The 22,136-nt window shown below is 47.9% G+C and carries 22 protein-coding genes and 2 pseudogenes; 14 read left to right on the top strand and 10 right to left on the bottom strand.

The window, feature by feature from the left end; genetic code table 11:
- Positions 1 to 183: 183 nt before the first annotated feature.
- From pgi to galU, 3 genes are read right to left on the bottom strand one after another with little or no spacing between them, the layout of a single operon-like run.
- The gene (gene pgi / locus IE074_RS13855) at positions 184 to 1,845 is read right to left on the bottom strand and encodes a glucose-6-phosphate isomerase (RefSeq protein WP_189386044.1); all 1,662 of its coding nucleotides are present in this window, start codon (positions 1,843 to 1,845) and stop codon (positions 184 to 186) included.
- A complete protein-coding gene (locus IE074_RS13850; RefSeq protein ID WP_189386043.1) occupies positions 1,845 to 3,098 on the bottom strand; it encodes a nucleotide sugar dehydrogenase in 1,254 nt (417 codons plus the stop codon). Before IE074_RS13850 ends, pgi begins: the two co-directional genes overlap by 1 nt.
- A 38-nt stretch (positions 3,099 to 3,136) precedes the next feature.
- The gene (gene galU / locus IE074_RS13845) at positions 3,137 to 4,012 is read right to left on the bottom strand and encodes a UTP--glucose-1-phosphate uridylyltransferase GalU (protein ID WP_189386042.1); all 876 of its coding nucleotides are present in this window, start codon (positions 4,010 to 4,012) and stop codon (positions 3,137 to 3,139) included.
- A 500-nt stretch (positions 4,013 to 4,512) separates the two neighbouring features.
- Here galU and IE074_RS13840 point away from each other — a divergent pair, with 500 nt between their 5' ends.
- From IE074_RS13840 to IE074_RS13830, 3 genes are read left to right on the top strand one after another with little or no spacing between them, the layout of a single operon-like run.
- Entirely contained in the window at positions 4,513 to 4,938 is a 426-nt protein-coding gene (locus tag IE074_RS13840) for a DUF1924 domain-containing protein (protein WP_189386041.1), read from the top strand.
- A 31-nt stretch (positions 4,939 to 4,969) separates the two neighbouring features.
- Entirely contained in the window at positions 4,970 to 5,485 is a 516-nt protein-coding gene (locus IE074_RS13835) for a diheme cytochrome c (protein ID WP_189386040.1), read from the top strand.
- 20 nt (positions 5,486 to 5,505) lie between these two features.
- Positions 5,506 to 6,243, top strand: coding sequence for a cytochrome b/b6 domain-containing protein (locus IE074_RS13830; protein WP_189386039.1), 738 nt, complete (start codon positions 5,506 to 5,508; stop codon positions 6,241 to 6,243).
- Here IE074_RS13830 and IE074_RS13825 read toward each other — a convergent pair.
- Entirely contained in the window at positions 6,240 to 6,614 is a 375-nt protein-coding gene (locus IE074_RS13825) for a hypothetical protein (protein ID WP_189386038.1), read from the bottom strand. The genes IE074_RS13830 and IE074_RS13825 overlap by 4 nt on opposite strands.
- A 470-nt stretch (positions 6,615 to 7,084) precedes the next feature.
- On the opposite strand from IE074_RS13825, the gene IE074_RS13820 reads away from it, so the two are divergent.
- Positions 7,085 to 7,876, top strand: coding sequence for a 1,6-dihydroxycyclohexa-2,4-diene-1-carboxylate dehydrogenase (locus IE074_RS13820; RefSeq protein WP_189386037.1), 792 nt, complete (start codon positions 7,085 to 7,087; stop codon positions 7,874 to 7,876).
- Positions 7,877 to 7,942: 66 nt separating this feature from the next.
- Positions 7,943 to 9,010, top strand: a complete 1,068-nt coding sequence (locus IE074_RS13815) for a 2-keto-3-deoxygluconate permease (protein WP_189386036.1) — start codon at positions 7,943 to 7,945, stop codon at positions 9,008 to 9,010.
- Between the two features lie 154 nt (positions 9,011 to 9,164).
- Here the strand turns inward: IE074_RS13815 and IE074_RS13810 are convergent, their stop codons facing one another.
- Complete coding sequence (locus tag IE074_RS13810; protein ID WP_189386035.1) at positions 9,165 to 9,488, bottom strand: DsrE family protein; 324 nt, start codon at positions 9,486 to 9,488, stop codon at positions 9,165 to 9,167.
- Positions 9,489 to 9,947: 459 nt separating this feature from the next.
- Here IE074_RS13810 and IE074_RS13805 point away from each other — a divergent pair, with 459 nt between their 5' ends.
- Positions 9,948 to 10,304, top strand: a complete 357-nt coding sequence (locus IE074_RS13805) for a hypothetical protein (RefSeq protein ID WP_189386034.1) — start codon at positions 9,948 to 9,950, stop codon at positions 10,302 to 10,304.
- A gap of 50 nt (positions 10,305 to 10,354) precedes the next feature.
- Here IE074_RS13805 and IE074_RS13800 read toward each other — a convergent pair whose 3' ends face one another.
- Positions 10,355 to 11,626, bottom strand: a complete 1,272-nt coding sequence (locus IE074_RS13800) for a type II toxin-antitoxin system HipA family toxin (RefSeq protein WP_189386033.1) — start codon at positions 11,624 to 11,626, stop codon at positions 10,355 to 10,357.
- Entirely contained in the window at positions 11,616 to 11,876 is a 261-nt protein-coding gene (locus IE074_RS13795; protein WP_189386032.1) for a helix-turn-helix transcriptional regulator, read from the bottom strand. Before IE074_RS13795 ends, IE074_RS13800 begins: the two co-directional genes overlap by 11 nt.
- Positions 11,877 to 12,450: 574 nt before the next feature.
- Here IE074_RS13795 and IE074_RS13790 point away from each other — a divergent pair.
- Together IE074_RS13790 and IE074_RS13785 are read left to right on the top strand one after the other, a co-directional pair.
- Positions 12,451 to 13,644, top strand: coding sequence for an AAA family ATPase (locus IE074_RS13790; RefSeq protein ID WP_373297825.1), 1,194 nt, complete (start codon positions 12,451 to 12,453; stop codon positions 13,642 to 13,644).
- A 2-nt stretch (positions 13,645 to 13,646) separates the two neighbouring features.
- Positions 13,647 to 14,153, top strand: a complete 507-nt coding sequence (locus IE074_RS13785) for an RloB domain-containing protein (RefSeq protein WP_189386030.1) — start codon at positions 13,647 to 13,649, stop codon at positions 14,151 to 14,153.
- A gap of 67 nt (positions 14,154 to 14,220) precedes the next feature.
- Here IE074_RS13785 and IE074_RS13780 read toward each other — a convergent pair whose 3' ends face one another.
- On the bottom strand, positions 14,221 to 15,096 hold the full coding sequence (locus tag IE074_RS13780; RefSeq protein WP_344984962.1) for a phosphoglucose isomerase-related protein: 876 nt from the start codon (positions 15,094 to 15,096) through the stop codon (positions 14,221 to 14,223).
- Between the two features lie 121 nt (positions 15,097 to 15,217).
- Positions 15,218 to 15,301, bottom strand: a pseudogene (locus tag IE074_RS15000) (hypothetical protein); the annotation flags it as partial.
- Positions 15,302 to 15,622: 321 nt separating this feature from the next.
- Between IE074_RS15000 and IE074_RS13775 the strand changes: the two are divergent.
- From IE074_RS13775 to IE074_RS13750, 6 genes are all read left to right on the top strand, one after another.
- Positions 15,623 to 16,606, top strand: a complete 984-nt coding sequence (locus IE074_RS13775) for an ABC transporter substrate-binding protein (protein ID WP_189386029.1) — start codon at positions 15,623 to 15,625, stop codon at positions 16,604 to 16,606.
- Positions 16,607 to 16,632: 26 nt separating this feature from the next.
- A complete protein-coding gene (locus tag IE074_RS13770) occupies positions 16,633 to 17,487 on the top strand; it encodes an ABC transporter permease (RefSeq protein ID WP_189386028.1) in 855 nt (284 codons plus the stop codon).
- Positions 17,487 to 18,209 carry an ABC transporter ATP-binding protein gene (locus IE074_RS13765; RefSeq protein WP_189386027.1) on the top strand — a complete coding sequence of 241 codons (723 nt, stop codon included), beginning with the start codon at positions 17,487 to 17,489 and terminating at the stop codon, positions 18,207 to 18,209. Before IE074_RS13770 ends, IE074_RS13765 begins: the two co-directional genes overlap by 1 nt.
- Positions 18,210 to 18,223: 14 nt before the next feature.
- A complete protein-coding gene (locus IE074_RS13760) occupies positions 18,224 to 19,537 on the top strand; it encodes an LLM class flavin-dependent oxidoreductase (protein ID WP_189386026.1) in 1,314 nt (437 codons plus the stop codon).
- A gap of 402 nt (positions 19,538 to 19,939) precedes the next feature.
- Positions 19,940 to 21,082, top strand: a complete 1,143-nt coding sequence (locus IE074_RS13755) for an AAA family ATPase (RefSeq protein ID WP_189386025.1) — start codon at positions 19,940 to 19,942, stop codon at positions 21,080 to 21,082.
- Between the two features lies 1 nt (position 21,083).
- Positions 21,084 to 21,719: a DUF3226 domain-containing protein gene (locus IE074_RS13750; RefSeq protein WP_189386024.1), complete on the top strand. Its 636-nt coding sequence runs from the start codon at positions 21,084 to 21,086 to the stop codon at positions 21,717 to 21,719.
- A gap of 48 nt (positions 21,720 to 21,767) precedes the next feature.
- Here the strand turns inward: IE074_RS13750 and IE074_RS13745 are convergent.
- Positions 21,768 to 22,010, bottom strand: a pseudogene (locus IE074_RS13745) (transposase domain-containing protein); the annotation flags it as partial.
- Positions 22,011 to 22,136: the final 126 nt, after the last annotated feature.

Raw genomic sequence — 22,136 nt, 5'->3', positions numbered from 1 at the left:
GAGGCGATAGCCACTCTGGCCGGATAGATACGCTTGGACTAATTTGATTTTGAACGGCAAATCATATTTTGTCATTGAAAAGACCCCTAAAAGTTGAATGGGTGTCCAACTTTTTGGGGTCAGTTCACTCCTGCGTGGGAACCGCTTCGTGTCTCCTGCGTGGGAACCGGGTTTGCGCACTTCTTACCCCAGCAAAACCTCAATCAACCCTCGCGTAGATGCATCCAGCCCGTCCATCTCACCGCCTTCACCATTCAATATCGGCAGTAGCTGGTTGGCAATTTCCTTGCCTTTTTCCACGCCCCACTGGTCAAACGGGTTGATGTTCCACAGGACCGATTGTACAAACACCTTATGCTCATACATCGCGATCAGCATGCCCAGGCTGTACGGGTTGAGTTCGTTTAATAAAATCGTGCTGCTGGGCTGGTTGCCTTCATATTGCTTGTAAGCGGGTAATGATTCAACGACATCGGCCCCCAGCGCCTGGTTGCCAAATGCCAGCAATCGGGACTGGGCCAGGCAATTGGACAGGGCCAGGTGGTGCTGTTCCACCAGGGCCCCGGCATTTTCGGCATAGGTAAACTGGTTGGCGTTATAGCGCTTGACGGGGGCAATAAAATCGCAACTGACCGCATGCGTTCCCTGGTGCAGCAATTGGTAAAACGCATGCTGGGCATTCGGACCCACTTCGCCCCAAACAATCGGGCAGGTGTCCAGACTAACCGCCTGGCCGTCTCGCTGAATGGATTTGCCATTCGATTCCATCTCCAGTTGCTGCAGGTAAGCGGAAAAATACTTCAGCCTGCCATCATAAGGCAGCATGGCATGGGTCTGGATATCCAGGAAATTATTATTCCATGCGCCAATCAGGCCCATTAATACGGGAATGTTTTGCGCGAAAGGCGCGGTTTGGAAATGCCGGTCTATCGAATGGGCACCCGCCAGAAACTGCCGGAAGCCTTCCACCCCAATGGTTAGGGCAATCGGCAAGCCAATGCACGACCATAAAGAATAGCGTCCACCCACCCAATCCCACAGCAGGAACTGGTTTTCGGGAGCAATGCCCCAGGCGGTCATTTTTTCGGGTTTAGTGGAAACGCCCACAAAATGGTGTCGCAACACCTGGGTATATTGTCCCAGGGCTTTTTCCAGCCATAAACGCACGGTTTGTGCATTGGACAGGGTATCTATGGTGCTGAATGACTTGGAAGAAATAATGAACAGGGTGGTTTCAGGGCGTAGCCGGTGCAGCAGTTCAGACAGCTGGCTGCCGTCCATGGTGGAGACGAAATGCATGTTTAGCGGCTTTACGGTTGTCTGCCTGAAATCGGCCAGGGCATGTGAAGCCATTAAAGGCCCCAGGTCTGAGCCGCCCACGCCGATATTGACGACATCCTGGATGACTTCACCGGTAGCACCCCGGTATTGGCCCGCATGAATCTTTTCAACCAGGGCAAACATGCGCTGCAATTGCTCATGTACCTGCTGCGCCAGCGCCGGATGGCTGGCATCATTTTGGGGCAGGCGCAAGGCCCAGTGCATCACACTGCGCTGCTCGGTGTAATTAATGGCTTCTTCAGAAAACAGCCGTCTGATCCAGCCCGCCAAATCCTGCGCATGGGCAAAATCAATCAAACGGCTCAGTATTTTCTGATCAAGGCGGTGTTTGCTGAAATCATATACAACCTCATCAAACCGCACATGAAAACGCGCGAAACGTTCTGCATCCAGGGCAAACAAATCCTTCAAATGAACCGACTGGAACTGCTGGCCGGCTTCGGTTAAACCGGCCAGCACGGATTGGGTATCGTTTAGTGGCAAACGTTGAATACGGTGACTCATTATCTTCCTACCCCCATATAGGCAAAGCCCTGCGCCTTGACATACTCGGGGTCATAAATATTGCGGCCATCCAGCACCAGGGGATGCTGCATATGCTGAAGCAGATTCTTGTAATCGGGGCTCCAGTACTGTTTCCAGGCGGTTAGCAAACACAGGGCATGCGCATTCTTGACGGCTTCATATTGATCGTTGCATAACACCAAATCATCGCGCTGGCCATAAAGGGCCGCAATTTCAGGCAGGGCCTGCGGGTCGTGCAGTTTTACCTTGACGTCCTGGGCCCACAAGGCCTTTAGCATGACATGAACCGGTGACTGCTGCACATTGGATGTGTTTTCTTTAAACGAAGCGCCCCAAATGGCCACCGTTTTACCGGCCAGATCACCGTGATAATAATTCCACAGTTTTCTGAACAGCAACTCTTTTTGCTGCTCGTTAATGTCCCAGACCTGTGCCAGCAGGCGGCTTTTTACCCCAGTGTCAGACACTGTATCGGACAGCGTTAAAATATCGTGAGAGAAATTGTCTCCGCCAAAACCGGCACCCGGGTATAAATACGCGGCGCCAATACGGCTGTCTGCCGCCATGCCCTGGCGAACATGGGAAATATCGATGCCCAGCTTTTCAGCGACAACGGCCAGGTCATTCATATAGCTAATGCGGGTAGCCAACATGCCTGAAATGCTTAACTTGGTGAATTCGGCATCCAGCACGGGCATGAACAAATACTGCTGCTCGCGGGGGAACAGCGGACGTAAAAATTCACGCACTTTTTTCTGTACGGTTGCCTCGGTACAGCCCACAATCAGCTGCGTTACCTGCGAGAAACTGTTCAGTGCCTTGCCTTCCTGAATGATATCGGGCAGATAAATCCAGTCATCAACGGGTAACACCTGTCTAAGCCGACTGGTACCATGAAGGCCTAAGGTGGAAGCGTTAATCATGAGCTTGGGATGAATGACTGTGCGCTGCGCCAGCTCATGCAACAGCGCCAGACCGGCCGCCTCTTCTGCCGGACTGAAACTGAAAAAATACACATCGATATCCAGTGGCAGGGCAGACAACTCACTACACGCCAGAAAACCGCTGGCAAACTGCTTTTCCAGCAAGCGGTTAACGCTTTCATCAGGGAAATGCTGCCTGAACAGCTCATATTGCCTGGCATCACACCAAAACACCTGATGTCCGCACTCGGCCAGCAGGGCCGCCATCACCCCGGCGTAAAGCGTTTTTCCGAAAATGGCCACTTTCATTGGTTCTTCCTGTTCCAGTCCTGTTAGGGATTAAGCGCCTAGATTGCCAGCGCTTTAATCAGGCTTTTGAAGTCTTCACCCAAAGCAGGGTGCGCCACGCCGTAATGCAACACCGCTTTCAAATAACCCAGCTTGCTGCCGCAATCAAAGGTTTGCCCTTTCATGCGATAGGCCTCAACGGTTTCTTCTTTTTGCAACAGGGCAATCGCGTCGGTCAGCTGGATTTCATTGCCGGCCCCTTTGGGGGTAACAGCCAGCAATTGCATGATGCGCGCCGGCAATACATAGCGCCCCACCACAGACAGGTTTGAAGGTGCCGAACCTACGGGGGGCTTTTCAATAATGCCCTGCATGGCAATGCTTTCCCCTTCGGCAGGGGTACTGGCAACATCCACAATCCCGTACTGGTCCACCATATCCTGGGGCACCGACTCGACCATAATCTGCGCAGCCGCAGATTGGCCAAAGCGTTGAATCATTAAAGACAGGTCATTCTTGCCAGACGCATTTTTAACCAGTACATCGGGCAACAGCACGGCAAACGGCTCATTGCCGGTAACCGCCCGGGCGCATAAAACCGCATGTCCCAGGCCCAGTGGCTGGGGCTGGCGCACGCTGATCACGCTTACATTGGGCGGCAGAATGTCCGTGATCTCCTTCAGGATATCAAACTTTTTCTTCTGTTCCAGTGTGGTTTCAAGCTCAAAATTGCGGTCGAAATAATTTTCAATAGAGGCTTTGGCCGAATGGGTGACCAGAATAATCTGTTCAATCCCCGCTTCAACCGCTTCCTTAACCACATATTCAATGGCGGGGCGGTCTACCACCGTGACCATTTCCTTTGGAATGGATTTACTGGCAGGAAGAAAACGGGTACCTAAACCGGCAACGGGAAGAATGGCTTTTTTAATCATGAAGGTTTTTATTGGGTTGAATTTGACTATGTTGTTGGTATGTGTTTGCTTATGTTTTTGGTATGCGTAAATGGTTTTGGTATTGGGCTATGGGTTGTTTGTTGTTGTATCAATGATAATACCGTGTCTTTACAGACGTTTGTCAGGGTTTGTTTGATTTTAACTGGATTTTTGCGCTTCATTGGGTAAAACAACAAATGGGAAGCTTCTGTTGGTTTTTTTCTGGCTCCCATGCTCCTGCGTGGGAGCCTTAATCTGCGTGGGAACCTTAATTTCAACATCGGGAAATGTGCGTTACCACGCGGGAGCGTGGGAACGAGTGCGAGAGCACGTACGCCAACATGAACGCCAGATGAACAAGCCGTTCAGAACAGGTTCAAGCTGCTAACACTACACTGGCTTCAATCAATCAATTTTGTATTTGCAATATCAGGAAATGCCAGTTCCCACGCTCCCGCGTGGGAATGCATACCGTAACATAACATCAGGAAATCAGTACCATGCCCAACTTACGTTCAAACATCCTCAACAGCCTGGCATTCACCACTTTGGTGCTGACAGGTTCACTCATGTTCCAGAGTGCGCACGCAGCCGACACTACGCCGCAGGCGCAGCTTCAGCACTGGAGCACGCAAGCCGGAGCCGCTGGCAGTTCAGAAAGCGGGAAAATATTTTTCAACCAGAAACATGGTAAGGAATGGTCTTGCGCCTCTTGTCACGGTGCCCCACCGGTAAAAACAGGTACCCATGCCAATACTGGCAAAAGCATTCCGCCTCTGGCGCCGGCCGCCAACGACAAGGCGTTTACCGATACGGCCAAAATCAACAAATGGTTTCGTCGCAACTGCAAGGATGTGCTTAGCCGGGAATGCACCGCAGCTGAAAAGGCCGATGTGATTGCCTATCTGATAAGTCTGAAACCGTAATTTTACCCTTGGAACCTGATGGAGCCACCTGATGAAAACCGTCAACCCGCTTAAATTCATGTTGATGTCTTCAGCACTTTGCCTGACTGCGATGTCCAGTGCCATGGCTGATAGCGACCAATTAATGCCCATTCAAACCCCCCAGTCTTACAGGCAAGAATGTGCTGCCTGTCATATTGCCTATCCCCCCGGCCTGCTGCCCCAAAGTTCATGGCGGCAAATGATGGGAAACCTGGAGGACCACTATGGTACGGATGCGTCGCTTGATGATGAAACCGTTAAGCAACTGACCCTGTGGCTGGAAAGTCAGGCAGGCACTTACAAACGGGTGGCCGAAGCACCACCCGAAAACAGGATTACCCGCTCAAAATGGTTTGTACGTAAACACAGGGAAATACGGCCCGATGTATGGCGACTGGACAGTGTAAAAAGTGCGGCCAATTGTGCCGCCTGCCATACCGGTGCTGAAAGAGGCAGTTTTGATGATGACAACCTGAAGTTTCCGGCCGGACTGGACAGCCGTTCCCGTCGTGCCTGGAATGATTAATTAAAGGACATGAGCGTATTATGCAAACCCTTTCATCTTCTCATGGCAACCAGGCCACTCACCGGCCAACCCGGCGCGTTAGCGATGCGCCCACCCGCATGTTTCACTGGCTGTTTGCCGCCAGTTTCCTGATTGCCTACCTGACGGCCGAAGGCGAGCAATGGCGGCTGTTGCACGTTACCTCGGGCTACACCATGGCAGGGCTGCTGGTTTTCCGGATTGTGTACGGCCTGTTTGGCCCACGGCAAGTCAGCCTGAAATCGTTGTGGAATAAAGTGTCCAATGCGCCCCAGTGGCTGCGTAGCGCAATAGGCAGTCCGTCTGTGGCAGGCATGAACTGGCGGCAAGGCCAGAACATGCTGATGGCGTTGGCGATTATCCTGTTACTGCTGATGACCATTCCCCTAACACTAAGTGGCTATGGCACCTATAACGATTGGAGCGATTTTCTGGGGGGTGAATGGCTGGAAGAATTGCATGAGTTTTTGGGCGAAGCGTTTCTGATGGTGGTTTTGACGCATTTGGGCCTGATTATTGGTTTGAGTTTTTTGCGTCGAAAAAACCAGGCCAGCCCCATGCTGACTGGCAGGGTTGAGGGCGCCGGACCGGATCTGGTTAAAAACAACCGCGGCTGGCTGGCCATCCTGATACTGGCAACCGTATTGGCCTACGGCACCTTTGAATGGCAACAATCACCCAACGGCCTGGTTTCGCCCGGTGCAATCAGCAGTATTGGCGAGGGGCATGATGATTTTTAGTAACTAGGGCATGATGACAGTATTGGTCCTTTGACCGTTTTTACCTTGCCGTCTTTTTTATCCTTTGCATCAACCCTTACCTTAAGTCCATTTTTCATCATGTCTTTCAGGGTGTCATCGCCGCACATGACCCGTCGCATTTGGTCAATGGGTGACATGATTGCCGTTTGCGGGTAGGCGTCCAGGTCTCTTCGCATGGTAAAAACCTGTACCGGGCCTTCCTTGCCTTTATAAGAAAGCTCCCAGCCTTTGGGGGTGGACATGGTTTCCATATAAAACGCGGCAATCAGTGGTCCCGAGAATGTTTCGGCAAAAGCCGTGGTCGTGGTTGCAGTCGCAGCCAGTAAGCAGGCAACTAGATATTTCTTCATGATGAATTTCCTTAGGGGGTGTCGTTTTCCTGGTTTCCATGCTCCTGCGTGGAAACGAGTATGAGTTTCCTTATGGGGTATCGTTTCGGCATAGTATATGCAAAACCATTAAAAATGCCAGCGTAATTTGCAATTGGTGTTTGTTGGGTTACTCGTTACCACGCGGGAGCGTGGGAACTGGTATGAGTGTGCAGTAGTTCCTGATTCCCAAGCGGCGCGTAAAAGGTTGCTACGGGGTGACAACTATCTTATCAAGGGAGGTTAGTGTTAACCCTGTATTCAAAATCCAACTATCAATATAAATACTTGATTTTTATGCTGAATAGTTAACTTATATCTTAAAGGTATGGATCCGGATCTTTATGGTATTAGACGTGTTTGGGAAAACACTACTAAGCTTGTCCCTCAGTTTTAAATCAAAAACATTTCTCATGGAAATAAACATAAGTATTAAGGATTAAAGGTGAGTAATGAGATTCGCTAATAAGGTAGTGATTGTAACTGGTGCTGCTCAGGGTATTGGTGAAGGTGTAGCAACAAGAGTTTCGCAAGAAGGCGGCACAACGGTGCTGGTAGACCGCTCATCTCTTGTTAAAGACGTGGCTGAAAAAATCAAGAATAACGACAGCAATGCAAAAGTTTCCTGGGTCGAAGCCGATCTGGAGACCTACGAAGGGGCAGAAAAGATGGCGGCTCATGCGATTGAGCATTATGGCCAAATCGATATTCTTTTCAATAACGTTGGCGGAACAATCTGGACAAGACCCTTCGAAAAATATGAGCCTTCGCACATTGTGGATGAAGTAAACCGGTCTTTATTTCCAACGCTCTGGTGCTGCCGTGCGGTACTGCCTTACATGGTGGAAAAAAAGCGCGGGGTTATTGTGAACGTTTCTTCTATCGCCACCCGAAGTATCTATCGTGTTCCTTATGCGGCGGCCAAAGGTGGCGTGAATGCTTTAACAGCATCCCTGGCCATGGAGGTTGCCCCTAAAGGCGTTCGTGTGGTGGCTGTTGCTGTTGGCGGCACAGAGGCGCCTGCACGTCGCATACCAAGGAATCCATTGGGTAATCCATCAGATCTTGCCGAGCAGGATCAGATTTGGTATCAGGAAATCATAGAACAAACAAAAGACAGTACCTATTTTGGCCGTTACGGAACCATCGATGAGATGGTTGCCCCGCTGTTATTTATGGCTTCAGATGAGGCTTCATACATTACAGGATCGGTGCTGCCTTCTGGTGGTGGCGATCAGGGCTAAAAAAGCACCAAGCATGTTCATGCGATAAATATCAAATTTTAAAATAAACACAAAAGGATAGACAAGATGGAAAACTACACAGGCTTTGACAGGGTTCTGCTTAAGGTTTTAAAAATACCTGGTGCATTGATGATTGTGCCTTTATTTCTTGGCGTCATATTCAATACTTTCGCACCTGAAGTATTGAATATTGGCAGCTTTACAACCGCACTGTTCAAGAATGGGCTGGCTGTTTTAATCGGGCTTTTCTTTCTGTCCGTAGGTTCTCAAATCAGTTTTCGCTCGGCGCTGCCCTCTGTGGAAAAGGGAATCGTTTTACTTGTGGCAAAATTTGGCATAGCCGTCATTTTCGGACTTGGCGTTGCTTTTTTTGCTCCGGATGGCGTGCTGTTTGGTTTGCTTCCACTGGCTATTATTGCCGGGATGTCCAACTCAAACGGTTCACTGTATGTAGCCCTGACCAGCCAGTTTGGCAACAAGACAGATAAGGGGGCCATTTCCATTCTGTCGATCAATGATGGTCCTTTCCTTACCCTGGTGGCATTGGGCGTTGCCGGTCTTGCCGCTTTCCCCCTGATGGCTCTTTTTGCCGCTATTTTCCCAATGATCTTTGGATTCATTCTTGGAAACAGCAGTACGATAGCACGTAATTTTTTAGCTCCCGGTGAAAAACTCATTATTCCATTTGCCGCTTTTGCGATTGGAGCAGGTATTAATCTGGAGGTGTTGCTGGGCCAAGGAGCCATTGGGGTTTTATTGGGCATTGCAACGGCAGTGATCTCGGGTGGTGCCGCGATTATTTCCCTGTATATCTGGCATGTGGTTCGCCGTCACCCCAAACCCTCCAGAAACATGGTTTCTGCCGCCTCTGAAGCAAGTGTTGCGGGTAATGCGATTGCGACACCTGCTGTTGTTGCCTCTTTGGACCCCACTTACTTGGCAGTGCAAGATGCCGCAACAGCACAGATTGCCGCAGCCGTAGTGACTACCGCCTTCGTTCTTCCGTTTTTTGTAGCCTGGTTTGCGGGCTGGCAAAAACGCAATGGCATTACGCCGGAAAATGAAGAAGCGCTGTATGAGGTGGAACAGACGAATGAGGAAGTTGGCTACGAGATAAAACCAGCTACCAAGTAATTGTGTGAGGTTGTTGCTTGTTCCCATGCGGGAGCATGGGAACAAGTATGTTGTCATGGCTAATTGCGGGTTTCGTGTCATGCCACCCGGCGCTTTAATTGACCTTTCATGATCATACGTTCAGGGACAGTGAGGTATGGAATTTTGGCCTTTTTTATGCCCGGATGTAAGTCCAGCCGGATTGCTGCATGAGAACCAGTTCAAGAATTGCAGGGCTTTGCAATAAAGTAAGGGGGGTGCGTAATTCCCTGTTTAACTTTGCCAGTGTATTTGGACAGACCCAAGTCATCATGTCTGTATCGGCTTCTACAGTATCCAAAGCGGTGGTGACAGCTTCGGCATTAACAATGATGCGTATTTCAGCATCAGGCGTTGCTTTTTTCAGGTTACGGGCATTATTGCGCGCACGTTGCAACGCATTGCCTGTTGGCGCGTGCAAAATGACTTTCAATTTATGGGCCGGTTGATTGTTAGGCATTGAACTATTTACCTCTTGGTTTTTTATACATTTTATTTGGAACAGATATAAAAAACATAATTTTCCACAAAGTGTTGATTGCGGAACAGTTATGTTTTAATTGACCATGGTTTGGAACTTATTTTACAGTTTCCTGGCTCCCATGCTCCTGCGTGGGAGCCCTCTCTGGCAGGATAGTTGACATACATGAAGTCTCGGACAACTGGTTTGACACAGGGTGTCCTTCTGACTTGGCTTGTTTAAGCCAATTATAAAGGGTTGCCTGCCAGAGGGGGAAGTGGGTCAGCCACGCCAATGGTTTTTTGAATGATTGCGCATAGCTCTTCAAAAATGGGGGGAGTACCAAAATATCTCATGAATCACTGAGATACTTACCACCCAGTGAATTTAAACGACAGTTGGTAGCAGAAGTCTATAGTTACGAACTGTGCGCTTGACGGTAAGCTTACGTATGAACTATTGGAACTTGCTGCCTGCAAAATAGAAATTGATCCTCAATTTGCTCCTGATTTTCAGTCCTTTAAGCGTAAAACACTAATCAGTGTGGAATCAAAAATTAATATTATTAAAAACTCGGTTTTTCAGGCAGGTTTGCCTCTTGAAGCTGAACTGTTGGACCTTGTGTATCAAGATCATGATGCTTTGGGACATGATGCTGAAGCCAAAAGCTTGGGTATACTTAAATCCCGTATTCATCCTGATATTTATATGAATGAGCTTTTGACCGGAATGAGGGTTATTCATCAGGTTTTGCCATACATTATGAAAAAATTGGATATTTATGATGATTTTCGGCTTGATAAGTCTGAGTTTTAATCAATATCGGTGGAAATGGGGATGGCCAGCATTTTAGAGGTGTTTTTTTATTAAAACTCAGTCGTGGTGTTGGTGAGTCTCCTGATCGTCAGGGCGCAGCGTTGGTCAATGAGGGCTTTGATTCGTTCAACTATGGTATTGTTGGAAAAATTGTAGTTTGGATTGGATTGGAGCTTGCGCGCTGTATCTGGCAGTGATTTTGCCAGCGCCAGAATGCGTTGTTTGGTTTGTGCTTTGCTTATACCCACGCTGTCTGCAAATTGATCCCAATGCCGGGCCTGGACTTCACTAAACTTGTACTTGCTACCTATTTTCATTGCCATCTTTGGTGTCAATGCTGGATATATGGCGGTTGATAGCGTATCGTAGAGCGGTGCCAGAACAGGACTTTTGTCACTGTACAGTAAAGAGAAATTCTTGGCGTGCGCATCATGATTGCCGATCAGGGTATTGAAAATCATATAGTCGAGTAAACGCAAAACTTGAGGAGCGCTGGGGCGCGTTGATTGTCGTACCAATTCAAAACATTGGATAAAACCGGGCCCACCTTCATTTTGGTATTTTATTTCGGGTACTACGCCAAGTGCCTGGCAGAAGTCTTCTTGATGAACGCGTAATCGATGACCTTGTGCATTGATGAGTCGATCGTAACGCTCAACAAGCAGAAATGAACGATTCAAAACGAAGTGAATCTTTGATTTTGCCGGCTTAAGCTGCATCGTCTCAGCCAGTGTCATGCAAAAACCTTCGTTGATGACACTGTCTTCAACGGCGTTGATAGCTGGTTTCAGGATATGAGAGCTTGGTGTGCCATTCAGAGGCAGGCCTATGCGGTTTCCATCGAAAACTACAGGTAATTTGTCTTGAGCACCAGCTAGGGAGAGGCGCAAACCGTCTTTTCCAGCCAACATGGGGCGATGTGGAAGTTCTTCCAGAAGAGCCAGCACTTCCTTGTCGTTCAGCCATTGAACCTCATTGTTATGCTTAGGTACAGGCAAAACCTGTCCGGGTTCAAGGAACGTTACGGCACCAGCACATTCGCCACCAATATAATCTAGCAGTGCAAAATCGTTTTGGCTAGAAACCTGGAACTGCTGTGCAATCAGATGGCGCATTTTCCCTTCAGGAAGAAGGCCGGCAAAGAAAGGGCGTGTTTTCAAGTCGTTGAACGATTCTGCTTGCAAAGGAAGTGATGCGGACAAGGCAACAGCATCAGAATGCGTCAGCCAATTGGGTGCATAAGAAAAACTCAGGCGTCCATTGAGTAGTTGCAGGGTACCAATATGATCGGCGTAAAGCCAGACCTCCAGCTCATGTGTCATTGTTACCGCCCTCAATTTGGTGGTGGGTGGTTATGGGGGGTAATCCGTTCAATTGAATTTCTCCCCCAAGGGCGTCAATAACCCGTAATACGTTTTCCAGTCGCACGGTGGGCTTGCCCGCTTCCAGCTCGACAATGAAACGTACACCAACCCCGGCTGCCAATGCTAACTGGGGTTGTGTTAAACCAAGTTGCTTGCGCGCAGTACGCAGCGCATGGCCGAGTTGTTGGGGTGAGTGTATTAATATCATGGCTTATTTAGTTTCCCGTTCGGGAAATTATTAAGCATAATTGGATTTTGTGCAAGCTATATTTCCCGAACAGGAAATAAATGGAGTTATGTAGTCTTTTGATATATGAATTTCCCGATCGGGGAATTATGAGGTATTTGAAATGGATTTTCATTCAGGAGGGGTGTTAATTTTCTGGTTCCCACGCTGTGAACTGACTCCAAACGCTACTGACAAATAAGGGTTTTTGATAGTTGCATGAATGCCGGGGCTCAAGTATTTCTTGGCTATTTTTCTGTTGATTCTTAGGAATGCCGGTATGGTCCCCAGTGTTGATTTGCGAAAAATGCAGCAATTTCTTGCTGCAAGCTTGGTAAACATGCCCGCCAAACATGTGAAAAGCAAAATTTTAGATTACGACTATTGCAACGAAATAGCTTGAATCAAAACATCCTCCTTGAGATTTGTTATTTTTTATGATTTAATTGGGGATAAATTTATCATTAAACAATAAAATCAACAAATTTTTGTTTATTTTATTGTTTCGCAATAAATAAATGGTGGATTTAGTTAAATTTACAAGCAAGGTAAACCTATGTTGCGAAGACTACGACTCAAGAATTTTTATTCCATAAAAGAGGAATTGGAAGTTTCTTTGCTGCTGAATGCGAAAACACCCGTGGATTTTCGTTCTATGCCTACGCTTGACGAGAAAAAGGCAAGCAAGGTTTTGGCTTTTGTGGGTGCCAATGCAAGCGGTAAAACAAATATACTTAAATCTTTGGCGTTTTTGGACTGGTTTGTCGGTGACTCTTTCATGAGATTGGGTCCTGATGAGGAAATTCCTGTTTCCCCACATTTTTCAAACCCTCATGAACCGGTGGAAATGGAAGCCGAATTTGAAATAGATGAAAATATTTGGGAATATCGTTTGGTATTGACGAAGCAACAAGTGTTGCACGAGTCTTTATACCGGAAAGGTTATCGTTTCGTTTATGTTTTTAAACGGGATTGGGATGAGGCTGGTCAAAAATATCAAATCAAACTGAAAGAAGAGGACTTTGATTTCGATAAAAAAGAGGCAGAAAAGGTAAGAAAAAACGCTTCGTTAATTGCTACAGCCGCACAATATAACCAGCCTCTTGCCTTGCGGTTTTCTCGATTAAATATTGAAACTAACCTGACAATGCTGGGTAAATACAATTTTAATGCTTCAACCCAGTTGGTAAATGCTGCCGTCCTTTTTCATCAGCAAAAGGAAATTAAAGATCAAATGAGTCGCTTGCTTTCCCAGTGGGATTTGGGTTTGTCGGGTGTGACGATTAAAGAACACAAGGTGACTGATGCCGATGGAAAGAAAGAAACCATATATTTGCCATTTGGCCGGCATCGTATAGCAGGTAAAGATTACGAGTTGATATTGTTGGAAGAGTCTGGCGGTACCAAATCCGCTTTTGTGTTGCTGGGCAAAGTTCTGCCTATTCTGAAAGTTGGTGGCCTGGCCGTGATTGATGAACTGGAAAGCGATCTGCACCCGCATATGCTGGCAGCTATCCTGGAGTTGTTTTTTTCACCTATTACAAATCCGTATAATGCCCAAATCATTTTTTCAACGCACAGTCATGAAATTTTGAATATGCTGCATAAAGAGCAAATTATATTGGTTGAAAAGAACAAGGATTTAAATACCGATGCCTGGCGTTTGGACGATATAGAGGGCGTACGTTCGGATGATAATTTTTATGCCAAGTATATGGCCGGTGCTTATGGTGGCGTGCCGGAGATATAGCAATGGGAAAAAAAATCCAGCAAAGAAAAACGTTGTTAGTGGTCGGAGAGGGTGAGACTGAATGCGCCTTTTTAACCTATTTGAAACGTGTATACCGTCAAGGGAAAAATACCGTCAAGGTAACTGTTAAAAATGCACATGGCAAAGGGCCTGAGCATGTTTTTGACCATGCACAACGCTGCTGCAGAACGGCTGATTATGATAAAGTTGCCGTTGTTATGGATACGGATATACCTTGGCCTCAAGAGCTTGTAACACAGGCAAAACAACAGGGAGTCGTTTTGATAGGAAACAAACCTTGCGTAGAAGGGCTGTTCCTTGAATTGCTGAGTAAACCTGTTCCTGTTCTTTCCGCTGCATGTAAAACCAAAATCAAACAGGTTTTAAAGAAGAAAAACTTCTTGAACCCGGAAGATTATGGGAACTGGTGTACAAAAGTATTGCTTGAAGATCCAAAATTCAATGAGCAGCCTTTGGGTAATTTGATAAAATTATATCAAGGTCGGTAATTATCATTCAGTCGGTCATAGTGAACGGATTGAACTGATACAAGCCAGCACAATCGTATCAACAAGGTCACCCCCCCAGCACCACCTCAATCAACCCCCGGGTAGAGCCATCCAGCCCGGAAACCTCTTTTTCTTCCCCGTTCAGCAAAGGCAGCAATTGGTAGAAAGCGTGCTGGGCGTTGGGGCCCACTTCACCCCAAATAATGGGGCAGGTATCCAGACTGACTTCCTGCCCATTACGCTGCACACACTTGCCGTTGGATTCCATTTCCAGCTGTTGCAGGTAAGAAGCAAAATATTTCAGGCGCCCGTCATAGGGCAATACGGCATGGGTCTGGATATCCAGGAAATTATTGTTCCATGCGCCAATCAGGCCCATCAGTACCGGAATGTTGCGGTTGAAAGGGGCGGTTTGGAAATGGCGGTCCATGGCATGGGCGCCGGCCAGGAATTGTTTGAAGCCTTCCACTCCCACCGTCAAGGCAATGGGCAGGCCAATGCATGACCATAATGAATAGCGTCCGCCCACCCAGTCCCACAGCAGGAACTGGTTTTCGGGGGCAATGCCCCAGGCGGTCATTTTTTCGGGTTTGGTGGATACCCCCACAAAATGGTGTTTCAGTACCTGCGGATATTGCCCCAGGGTTTTTTCCAGCCACAAGCGTACGGTTTGCGCATTGGATAGCGTATCAATCGTGCTGAACGACTTGGAGGAAATAATGAACAGTGTGGTTTCGGGGCGCAGCCGGTGCAGCAGCTCGGACAGCTGGCTGCCATCGATGGTGGAAACGAAATGCAGGTTCAGGGGCTTGACCGTGGCCTGTTTGAAATCGGCCAGTGCATGAGAGACCATGAGCGGGCCCAGGTCTGAACCGCCCACGCCAATATTCACCACGTCCTGGATTACTTCGCCGGTAGCGCCCCGGTATTGCCCTGCATGGATTTTTTTCTACCAATGCAAACAGTCGCTGCAGCTGTTCGTGTACCTGTCGAGCCAGGGCAGGGAAGCTGTTTTGTTCGGGCAGGCGCAGTGCCCAGTGCATCACGCTGCGCTGCTCGGTGTAATTGATGGGCTCTTCGGAAAACAGCCGCTTTATCCAGCCGGGCAAATCCCGGGCCTGGGCGAAATCAATCAAATTGCCCAGCACCTTGCGGTCCAGTCGGTGCTTGCTGTAATCAAACACCACCTGGTCAAACCGTACATGAAAATGTTCAAAGCGGTTGGCATCCTGTTCAAACAGTTCATTCAAATGCACCGATTTGAAATCTTTGCCGGTGGCAGCCAATTGTTGACGCTGTGGAACAGGTTTTTCAGGAAGGGGCCCTGCCGAGCAGCAAGTGCTTGACCGTTATCATCCATTCTTAATTGAAGATAGCAAGTCTATTATTTGCAAATAGCAAATTTGTATTTTATGTTGGCAGACGTCGATACTAATATTGATCCTTATCAAAATTGATGGGGTTGAATCGTGAAAAGGCGAAATTTTCTGTTGGCGACATCGGCAACGTTCATAACTGTGACCTCAGGAGTCTTTGGCAAGGCATGGGCTTCTGAAAACTCAAAAACGAAACTGGTCGTGGCTGATCAGAGCGAACTGATTCGCAACTTGTTGGAAGCAAGCGGGGAGAGTAAGAATATCGGTTTTGATCTGGAGCTCCCAAATTTTTCGGGTGGTCCTGCGATTTTAGAAGCCATTCGCGCTGGCGCGCTGGATATAGCCTATGTTGGAGACACGCCGCCGATTCAGGCTCGTGCAGCAGGCGTATTTCTGCCAATCATCGCCACGTTTACACGTGAACAAGCGCAATACCGGCTGGTGCGTCGGGATGGTGCGGAGATTAAGCAATTAAGTGACTTGCGTGGCAAGCGTGTCAGTTATATTGAAGGTTCCGGGCGGCAAGTCTTCTTGATCGAAGCGTTGAATCGTGCTGGGCTTGGTCTGAAAGATGTGGAATTAGTGAATTTGCGCGTAGCTGAACTGAGCGATGCTTTACGGGCCAATGCCGTGGATGTTGCCGTTCTCACAGAGCCTCATGTTACACGTTTGGCCAGACAGATTAATGCCACGCCTGTGCCTGATCCTCTTGAGCGTACGTTGCTACCTAGCACTTCTTATCTTTATGCTCGTCCAGAGGCTCTGGCGGACGCTGAAAAGGCCGATGCCATACGCCAGTTTATTGCGGCCTTCGTGCGTGCAGGAGTCTGGAGCAATGCGAATACCGAAGAATGGGGGCGCCATTACTACACGGGATTTCAACGCGTTGATGCCGAGAGTACTAAAGCTATCTTGTCTTCTCAGTCACCGCTGGTATTCCAGACCGCAGCGGAAGCTCAGGCGCATCACCAGAAACTGATCGACATACTTCATTCAGCGGGCACGTTGCCGCAGAGGTTTGATGCCTCAAGTTCGTTTGTAGACACTTACGATGGTGTCATCGTATCCAACAGATGAGCATACCTCGATAGGATTCTAATAATATGGCTGATGCAACTCTAATTACCCTCTTTCCCCGCACGGCAGAATATGCGGAGCATCCGGAGTCTGTTCAACCACAGGCGTCACGGCTGATTCCCAAGCGACTGCCGCAAGGCATGTTGCTGACGGGACCGGTGCTATTACTGCTGCTGTGGGAAGCTGCTTCCCGCCTGGGGATGCTCTCTCCCGATACGCTGACCGCGCCTTCACAAGCGATCGCGACAGGCTACCAGATGATAATGGACGGGTCTTTGCTGCCACACCTGCTGGCTTCCGCTGGGCGCGCTTACACAGGCCTGTTTCTTGGTGTGCTGGCGGGCGTCCTGCTTGCATTGCTGTCCGGCCTGACTACGGCAGGCGAAGTCTTGCTTGATGGCCTGGTGCAGATTAAGCGCGCCGTGCCTACTCTGGCGTTGATTCCTCTGGCGATTATCTGGCTTGGCATTGGAGAAACGATGAAGATTTTCCTGATTTTCACGGCGGTGCTGGTACCCATCTATATCAACATGCATGCTGCATTACGCGGGATTGATATTGGTCATGTGGAGTTGGCCCAAACTTTAGGGTTGTCGCGAAGCGAGTTCATTCGAAAAGTGGCATTGCCTGGAGCTTTGCCGGGATTCTTCGTCGGCTTGCGCATTGCAGTTTCACTGTGCTGGACAGCATTGGTAGTGCTGGAGTTAATCAATACCCAGACAGGCATCGGCTATTTAATGAATCGCGCACGGGATTGGGGACAAACAGACATCATTGTGGTCGGTATCATCATCTATGCGTTGTTGGGTTTGTTCTCTGATGCGATTGTTCGCGCGATCGAAAGACGTGTGCTTTCTTATCGTAAGTCGTTGGGGTCGTGATGAGGGAGCCGAATTTGCATGCTATCCAATTACACAGATTTTCTCGTGGTTTTGATAAAAAAACAATCCTGGATGCTATCGATCTGAGTATTCCGGCAGGACAATTCGTAGCATTGCTAGGCGAGTCGGGTTCAGGAAAAACCACGCTGCTGCGGGCTTTGGCCGGTCTGGATCAGGATGCCATCAGCAATGGCAGTGCTATTATCAATGGCACTGTTTCCGTGCTGTTTCAAGACTCACGCTTGCTGCCTTGGCTGAATGTGGAGGATAACCTCACGCTGGGATTGCATTCTGTACAGGCGAAAGCGTCGGTAAAGCAGATGCTGCAGAAAGTTGGCTTGGATGATAAGGCTAAGGTTTGGCCAAACACACTTTCTGGTGGGCAAAAACAAAGGGTTTCGTTAGCACGCTCACTGCTTCGGGAGCCGGATGTATTGCTGGCCGATGAACCTTTTGGCGCATTAGACGCGCTTACCCGTATGCGCATGCATGGCTTGCTGCTCCGTCTGGTTGAGCGCATTAAGCCAACAGTTATTCTGGTTACGCACGACGTTGATGAGTCGTTGTTGCTGGCGGATCGAATTTTAGTCCTAAAGGAAGGAAAGATTTCCGAAGATCATGCCGTGGCACTGGCGCATCCGCGTCGCCTCGACCACCCCTTGCTCATGGCCTTGCGTACACGGTTGTTGCAAAGCTTGGGCGTTGAAACCGAATTTCTTTGATAGGTATTTTCTGTATGAATCGACAATTGCATCTGAATCTTTTTCTCGCACCGCGGGGTCACCATGAAGGCGCATGGCGCCATCCTGGAACGAACCACAAGGCATTGACCGATCTTGATCTGTACGTTGAGGCTGCACGTATTGCAGAAACTGCGAAGTTCGATGCGGTGTTTCTTGCGGACAGTCTGGTAGGTCCGGAGAATGGGCAATCTATCTCTTCTGGTTTTTTGGAACCTCTTGTCCTGCTTGCCGCTTTGGCGGGGAAGACAGAGCACATTGGTTTGATAGGAACGGCATCGACCACCTATAGTCACGCCTACACTTTGGCCAGGCAATTTGCCTCGCTGGACCATATTTCAAAAGGTCGTGTAGGGTGGAATATCGTTACTTCATGGGCCCCGAAAGCAGGCCTTAACTATGGCCTGGCTAAGGATGTGGAACATGAAAACCGCTACCGGATTGCTGAGGAGTTTGTCACGGCGGTTGATGCGCTATGGCGTAGTTTCCCTAGCGATGCAATCCTTGATAATGTGGATTCAGGCCGGTTTCTTGATGGGCACCGGATCAAACCGGTGAATTTCAATGGCGAATTCGTACGTACACGTGGCCCGTTGAATGTGCCAAGTGGCCCGCAAGGGCGACCGGTCTACGTGCAGGCAGGGCAGTCAGAGGCAGGCAGGATTTTTGCAGCAAAGTGGGCGGAAGCAATTTTTACCGCGCATAGTTCCAAAGAGTCGGCACAGGCTTTTTATTCGGATGTAAAAAGTAAGGCACTCAGATTGGGGCGCAAGGCTGAAGATATTGTCGTGTTGCCAGGCATCAGTGCCGCAATTGGCTCAACCGAGTATGAAGCCAGACAAGTGTGGGAGGAACTGGATGAGCTGACCAACGTTGAGGTTGGGCTTGCCCGGCTGTCTGCCCGCTTTAGTGGTCACGATTTTTCTGGTGTACCGCTGGACAGGAAACTGGTACGTAATGATTTCCCAGATCCCAACCAGGTGGATGCCTCCAAGAGCCGCGTCATAGGCTATGTTGATACCAGTCTGCGTGAAGGGCTGACTTTGCGGCAGTTGCTCAAGCGTTTGGCGGGCGCGCGCGGCCACCTTTCTGTGGCGGGTACGCCGGAGCAGGTCGCAGACCTGATCGAAGACTGGTTCCGTAGCGGGGCAGCCGATGGGTTTAATGTTATGCCTCCAGTAATTAATCAGCAGTTCGAAATATTTACCAATGAGGTAGTGCCGATTCTACGTAAACGAGGTTTGTTCCGGGAGGAATATAAAGGAAAATCATTGCGCTCTCATTTCGGATTGGATTCCCTATTGAACTGAATCCCATGAATTCAGGTGCCCCGGATTTTGAAAATGTACTTTCGCTCATAATAGCCTTATGAGTACCAGTTCATGTGATAGTTATATCAATGGCCATTATTTTTGATTCCACTAAACTTGGAAACCAAAATTACGGCCATTTTCAATCATTCTTATTATCTTTATGGGGTCAGTTCTTCACATTCTCTCTTAACTTCGTGTCCAGAAAATCAAACTCTCTCAACCCTAAAGCTTGAACTGATGCCCAACTTTTGGGGCGCAGTTCACAGCATAGGAACGAGCAAATATATTGCTTTACGCTTACCTTGGACACGACAGACAATGCCATTGATACTTTGAGAGTCTGTATAATAAGTCAAATTATGGTTACACGACAGCCCTATATGGGCGGAGATCTTCAAAATGACAGAGCTTGTTGAAAGCCTCAACATTATCGGATTTCGAGGTTTTTCCGATTTGACTATCCCAACCTTTGGCAAAGTCAACCTTATTACTGGCAAAAACAATACAGGCAAGTCTTCTTTGCTTGAAGCCATCCGTATTCTTGTAACTCGCGGTTCTTTAGATACACTTCAAGCCATCTTAAATTACCGTGAAGAAACGAATGAGTTCTTGGACCCAGAACGGGAGCTGTTAGGAAGTGATTTTGGCCCTTATCGTAATTTATTCACGGGATTCCCTGATTTCAGTAACGGTACTGCCGGGTTTTCAATCAATGCTTCTGGCCAAATACCATCTAACATGGCATCGCTATCTATAAATGCAACATGGGCAATCAAACAAACTGATCCCAGTAGAGGAGTAATAATAGGCTTTGAATCAACTACGCCAGATCTGTTTGGTGACTTAAACGGAATGCCCGCTCTGGAAATAACAACTGGCAATCGACATCGTTTATTTCCATTAATAGATATATCAAGTTTAGCCAGGCGCTCCATAGGTTTAAACTCATTTAGAGAGGATACATCCGAAACAATTCGCTGTATTTACCTTGACCCTTTCAGCTCTAGAACCACTGGGCAATTAGGCATATTATGGGATGCAATTGCATTAACAAATGCACAAGATGAAGTTGTCAAAGCATTGCAACTGATTTCTCCTGGCATTCAAGGGGTATCAATGGTTGGTAGCGGTGCATCACGCAGCCGTCCTCGTACAGCCATCGTTAAAAGTGATAATTTTGAATCCCCTGTTCCATTGCGCACGTTTGGCGATGGTGTGAATCGTCTGTTTGGTATTATTCTTTCTTTATGTAATGCAAAAAATGGCGTTCTTTTAATTGATGAGTTTGAAAATGGCCTACATCATTCTGTCCAAACCTCTATCTGGAAAACCATTTTCCGTTTGGCAAGCGACTTGAATATTCAAGTATTCACCACTACGCATAGCAGTGATTGTATACGCGCTTTCCAGGAAGCTGCCACCGATAGCCCGCAAGATGGTGTGTTAATTCGTTTAACACGAAAAAACGATAAAGTATTACCAACAATTTTCCAGGAAAAAGAACTGGAGATTGCTACCCTGCATGAGATTGAGGTACGTTGATATGGCAGAAAAGAAAGTTCTGCTGGTAGAGGGCAAAGATGATGAATATGTGGTTAAAAATATCTGTGGTCGTTTCAGGATTGGAAAAATAGACGCTATTACGCCGACTGAAGGGATAGAAGAATTGTTAAAAATATTACCTGTTAAGCTTCTGGAAAGTGATATTTCTGTACTTGGCATGATTATAGATGCTGATACAGATTTACAGGCAAGATGGGATTCTATTACCCTGAAGTTGATAACAGCAGGTTATTTGAATGTCAAAGAGAAGCCTGACGAAAACGGAACTATTCTTATGCCGCCACTTGATAGTTTATTGCCAAAGGTTGGTATCTGGATAATGCCAAATAATAAACTTTCAGGTATGTTGGAAGATTTTCTGCAGTTTTTGATTCCAGAAAAAGATGTTATCTATCGGCATGCCAAGGAATCCATTACAGCACTACCCGAAAAAAGGTTTAGTAAGGCACATGGTTCTAAAGTGCTCATGCATACATGGCTTGCATGGCAGCAAGAACCTGGCAAGCCTTATGGTCAGGCAATTACTGCCCGTTATTTAGATACAGATTTACCATTAGGCCAGACATTTGCTTCCTGGTTGCGCAACACTTTTTTCGATAATGTAAATGATTCGTAAGCATTCGCCCAATACCGTCTTGACAGGTGCTGGATTAAGTAGCGGTTTTTACAGCTGCACTCGCCAGGGCAATAATTCGTCCATCCGGTTAACCGGATAGTCGGCAATCACCGACAGCACATGGCGCAGGTAGGCTTCTGGATTGATACCGTTGAGTTTGGCGGTCTCCAGTAAACTGTAGAGCGTGGCCGCCCGTTCTCCGCCCGCATCCGAACCCAGGAATAAATAATTTTTGCGACCAATTGCCACACCACGTAATGCCCGTTCTGCTGCGTTATTGTCGATCTCTAGTAAGCGTTCGGCCATCTCATCTTGACAGCGGTTTTCTTTAACCTGTTTTTTTACATTGCTGTCTGTGGTTGCCAATTATGCGGCAACAGTTCAGCAATACGGCTGGCGGGCTGAGTGGGCAAGCGT

This window comes from Advenella faeciporci, assembly GCF_014652395.1.
In the GTDB taxonomy this organism is placed as follows: domain Bacteria; phylum Pseudomonadota; class Gammaproteobacteria; order Burkholderiales; family Burkholderiaceae_B; genus Advenella; species Advenella faeciporci.
This window is presented reverse-complemented; position numbering and strand designations above follow the sequence as displayed.

Bases quoted from the DNA above. Each gene is read 5' to 3' on its own strand.
- IE074_RS13840 (WP_189386041.1), top strand. From the start codon at position 4,513: ATGCCCAACTTACGTTCAAACATCCTCAACAGCCTGGCATTCACCACT.
- IE074_RS13785 (WP_189386030.1), top strand. From the start codon at position 13,647: ATGGGAAAAAAAATCCAGCAAAGAAAAACGTTGTTAGTGGTCGGAGAG.
- IE074_RS13850 (WP_189386043.1), bottom strand. From the start codon at position 3,098: ATGAAAGTGGCCATTTTCGGAAAAACGCTTTACGCCGGGGTGATGGCG.
- IE074_RS13820 (WP_189386037.1), top strand. From the start codon at position 7,085: ATGAGATTCGCTAATAAGGTAGTGATTGTAACTGGTGCTGCTCAGGGT.
- IE074_RS13770 (WP_189386028.1), top strand. From the start codon at position 16,633: ATGGCTGATGCAACTCTAATTACCCTCTTTCCCCGCACGGCAGAATAT.
- galU (WP_189386042.1), bottom strand. From the start codon at position 4,012: ATGATTAAAAAAGCCATTCTTCCCGTTGCCGGTTTAGGTACCCGTTTT.
- IE074_RS13790 (WP_373297825.1), top strand. From the start codon at position 12,451: ATGTTGCGAAGACTACGACTCAAGAATTTTTATTCCATAAAAGAGGAA.
- IE074_RS13755 (WP_189386025.1), top strand. From the start codon at position 19,940: ATGACAGAGCTTGTTGAAAGCCTCAACATTATCGGATTTCGAGGTTTT.
- IE074_RS13835 (WP_189386040.1), top strand. From the start codon at position 4,970: ATGAAAACCGTCAACCCGCTTAAATTCATGTTGATGTCTTCAGCACTT.
- IE074_RS13760 (WP_189386026.1), top strand. From the start codon at position 18,224: ATGAATCGACAATTGCATCTGAATCTTTTTCTCGCACCGCGGGGTCAC.
- IE074_RS13750 (WP_189386024.1), top strand. From the start codon at position 21,084: ATGGCAGAAAAGAAAGTTCTGCTGGTAGAGGGCAAAGATGATGAATAT.
- IE074_RS13795 (WP_189386032.1), bottom strand. From the start codon at position 11,876: ATGATATTAATACACTCACCCCAACAACTCGGCCATGCGCTGCGTACT.
- IE074_RS13765 (WP_189386027.1), top strand. From the start codon at position 17,487: ATGAGGGAGCCGAATTTGCATGCTATCCAATTACACAGATTTTCTCGT.
- IE074_RS13800 (WP_189386033.1), bottom strand. From the start codon at position 11,626: ATGACACATGAGCTGGAGGTCTGGCTTTACGCCGATCATATTGGTACC.
- pgi (WP_189386044.1), bottom strand. From the start codon at position 1,845: ATGAGTCACCGTATTCAACGTTTGCCACTAAACGATACCCAATCCGTG.
- IE074_RS13825 (WP_189386038.1), bottom strand. From the start codon at position 6,614: ATGAAGAAATATCTAGTTGCCTGCTTACTGGCTGCGACTGCAACCACG.
- IE074_RS13815 (WP_189386036.1), top strand. From the start codon at position 7,943: ATGGAAAACTACACAGGCTTTGACAGGGTTCTGCTTAAGGTTTTAAAA.
- IE074_RS13810 (WP_189386035.1), bottom strand. From the start codon at position 9,488: ATGCCTAACAATCAACCGGCCCATAAATTGAAAGTCATTTTGCACGCG.
- IE074_RS13830 (WP_189386039.1), top strand. From the start codon at position 5,506: ATGCAAACCCTTTCATCTTCTCATGGCAACCAGGCCACTCACCGGCCA.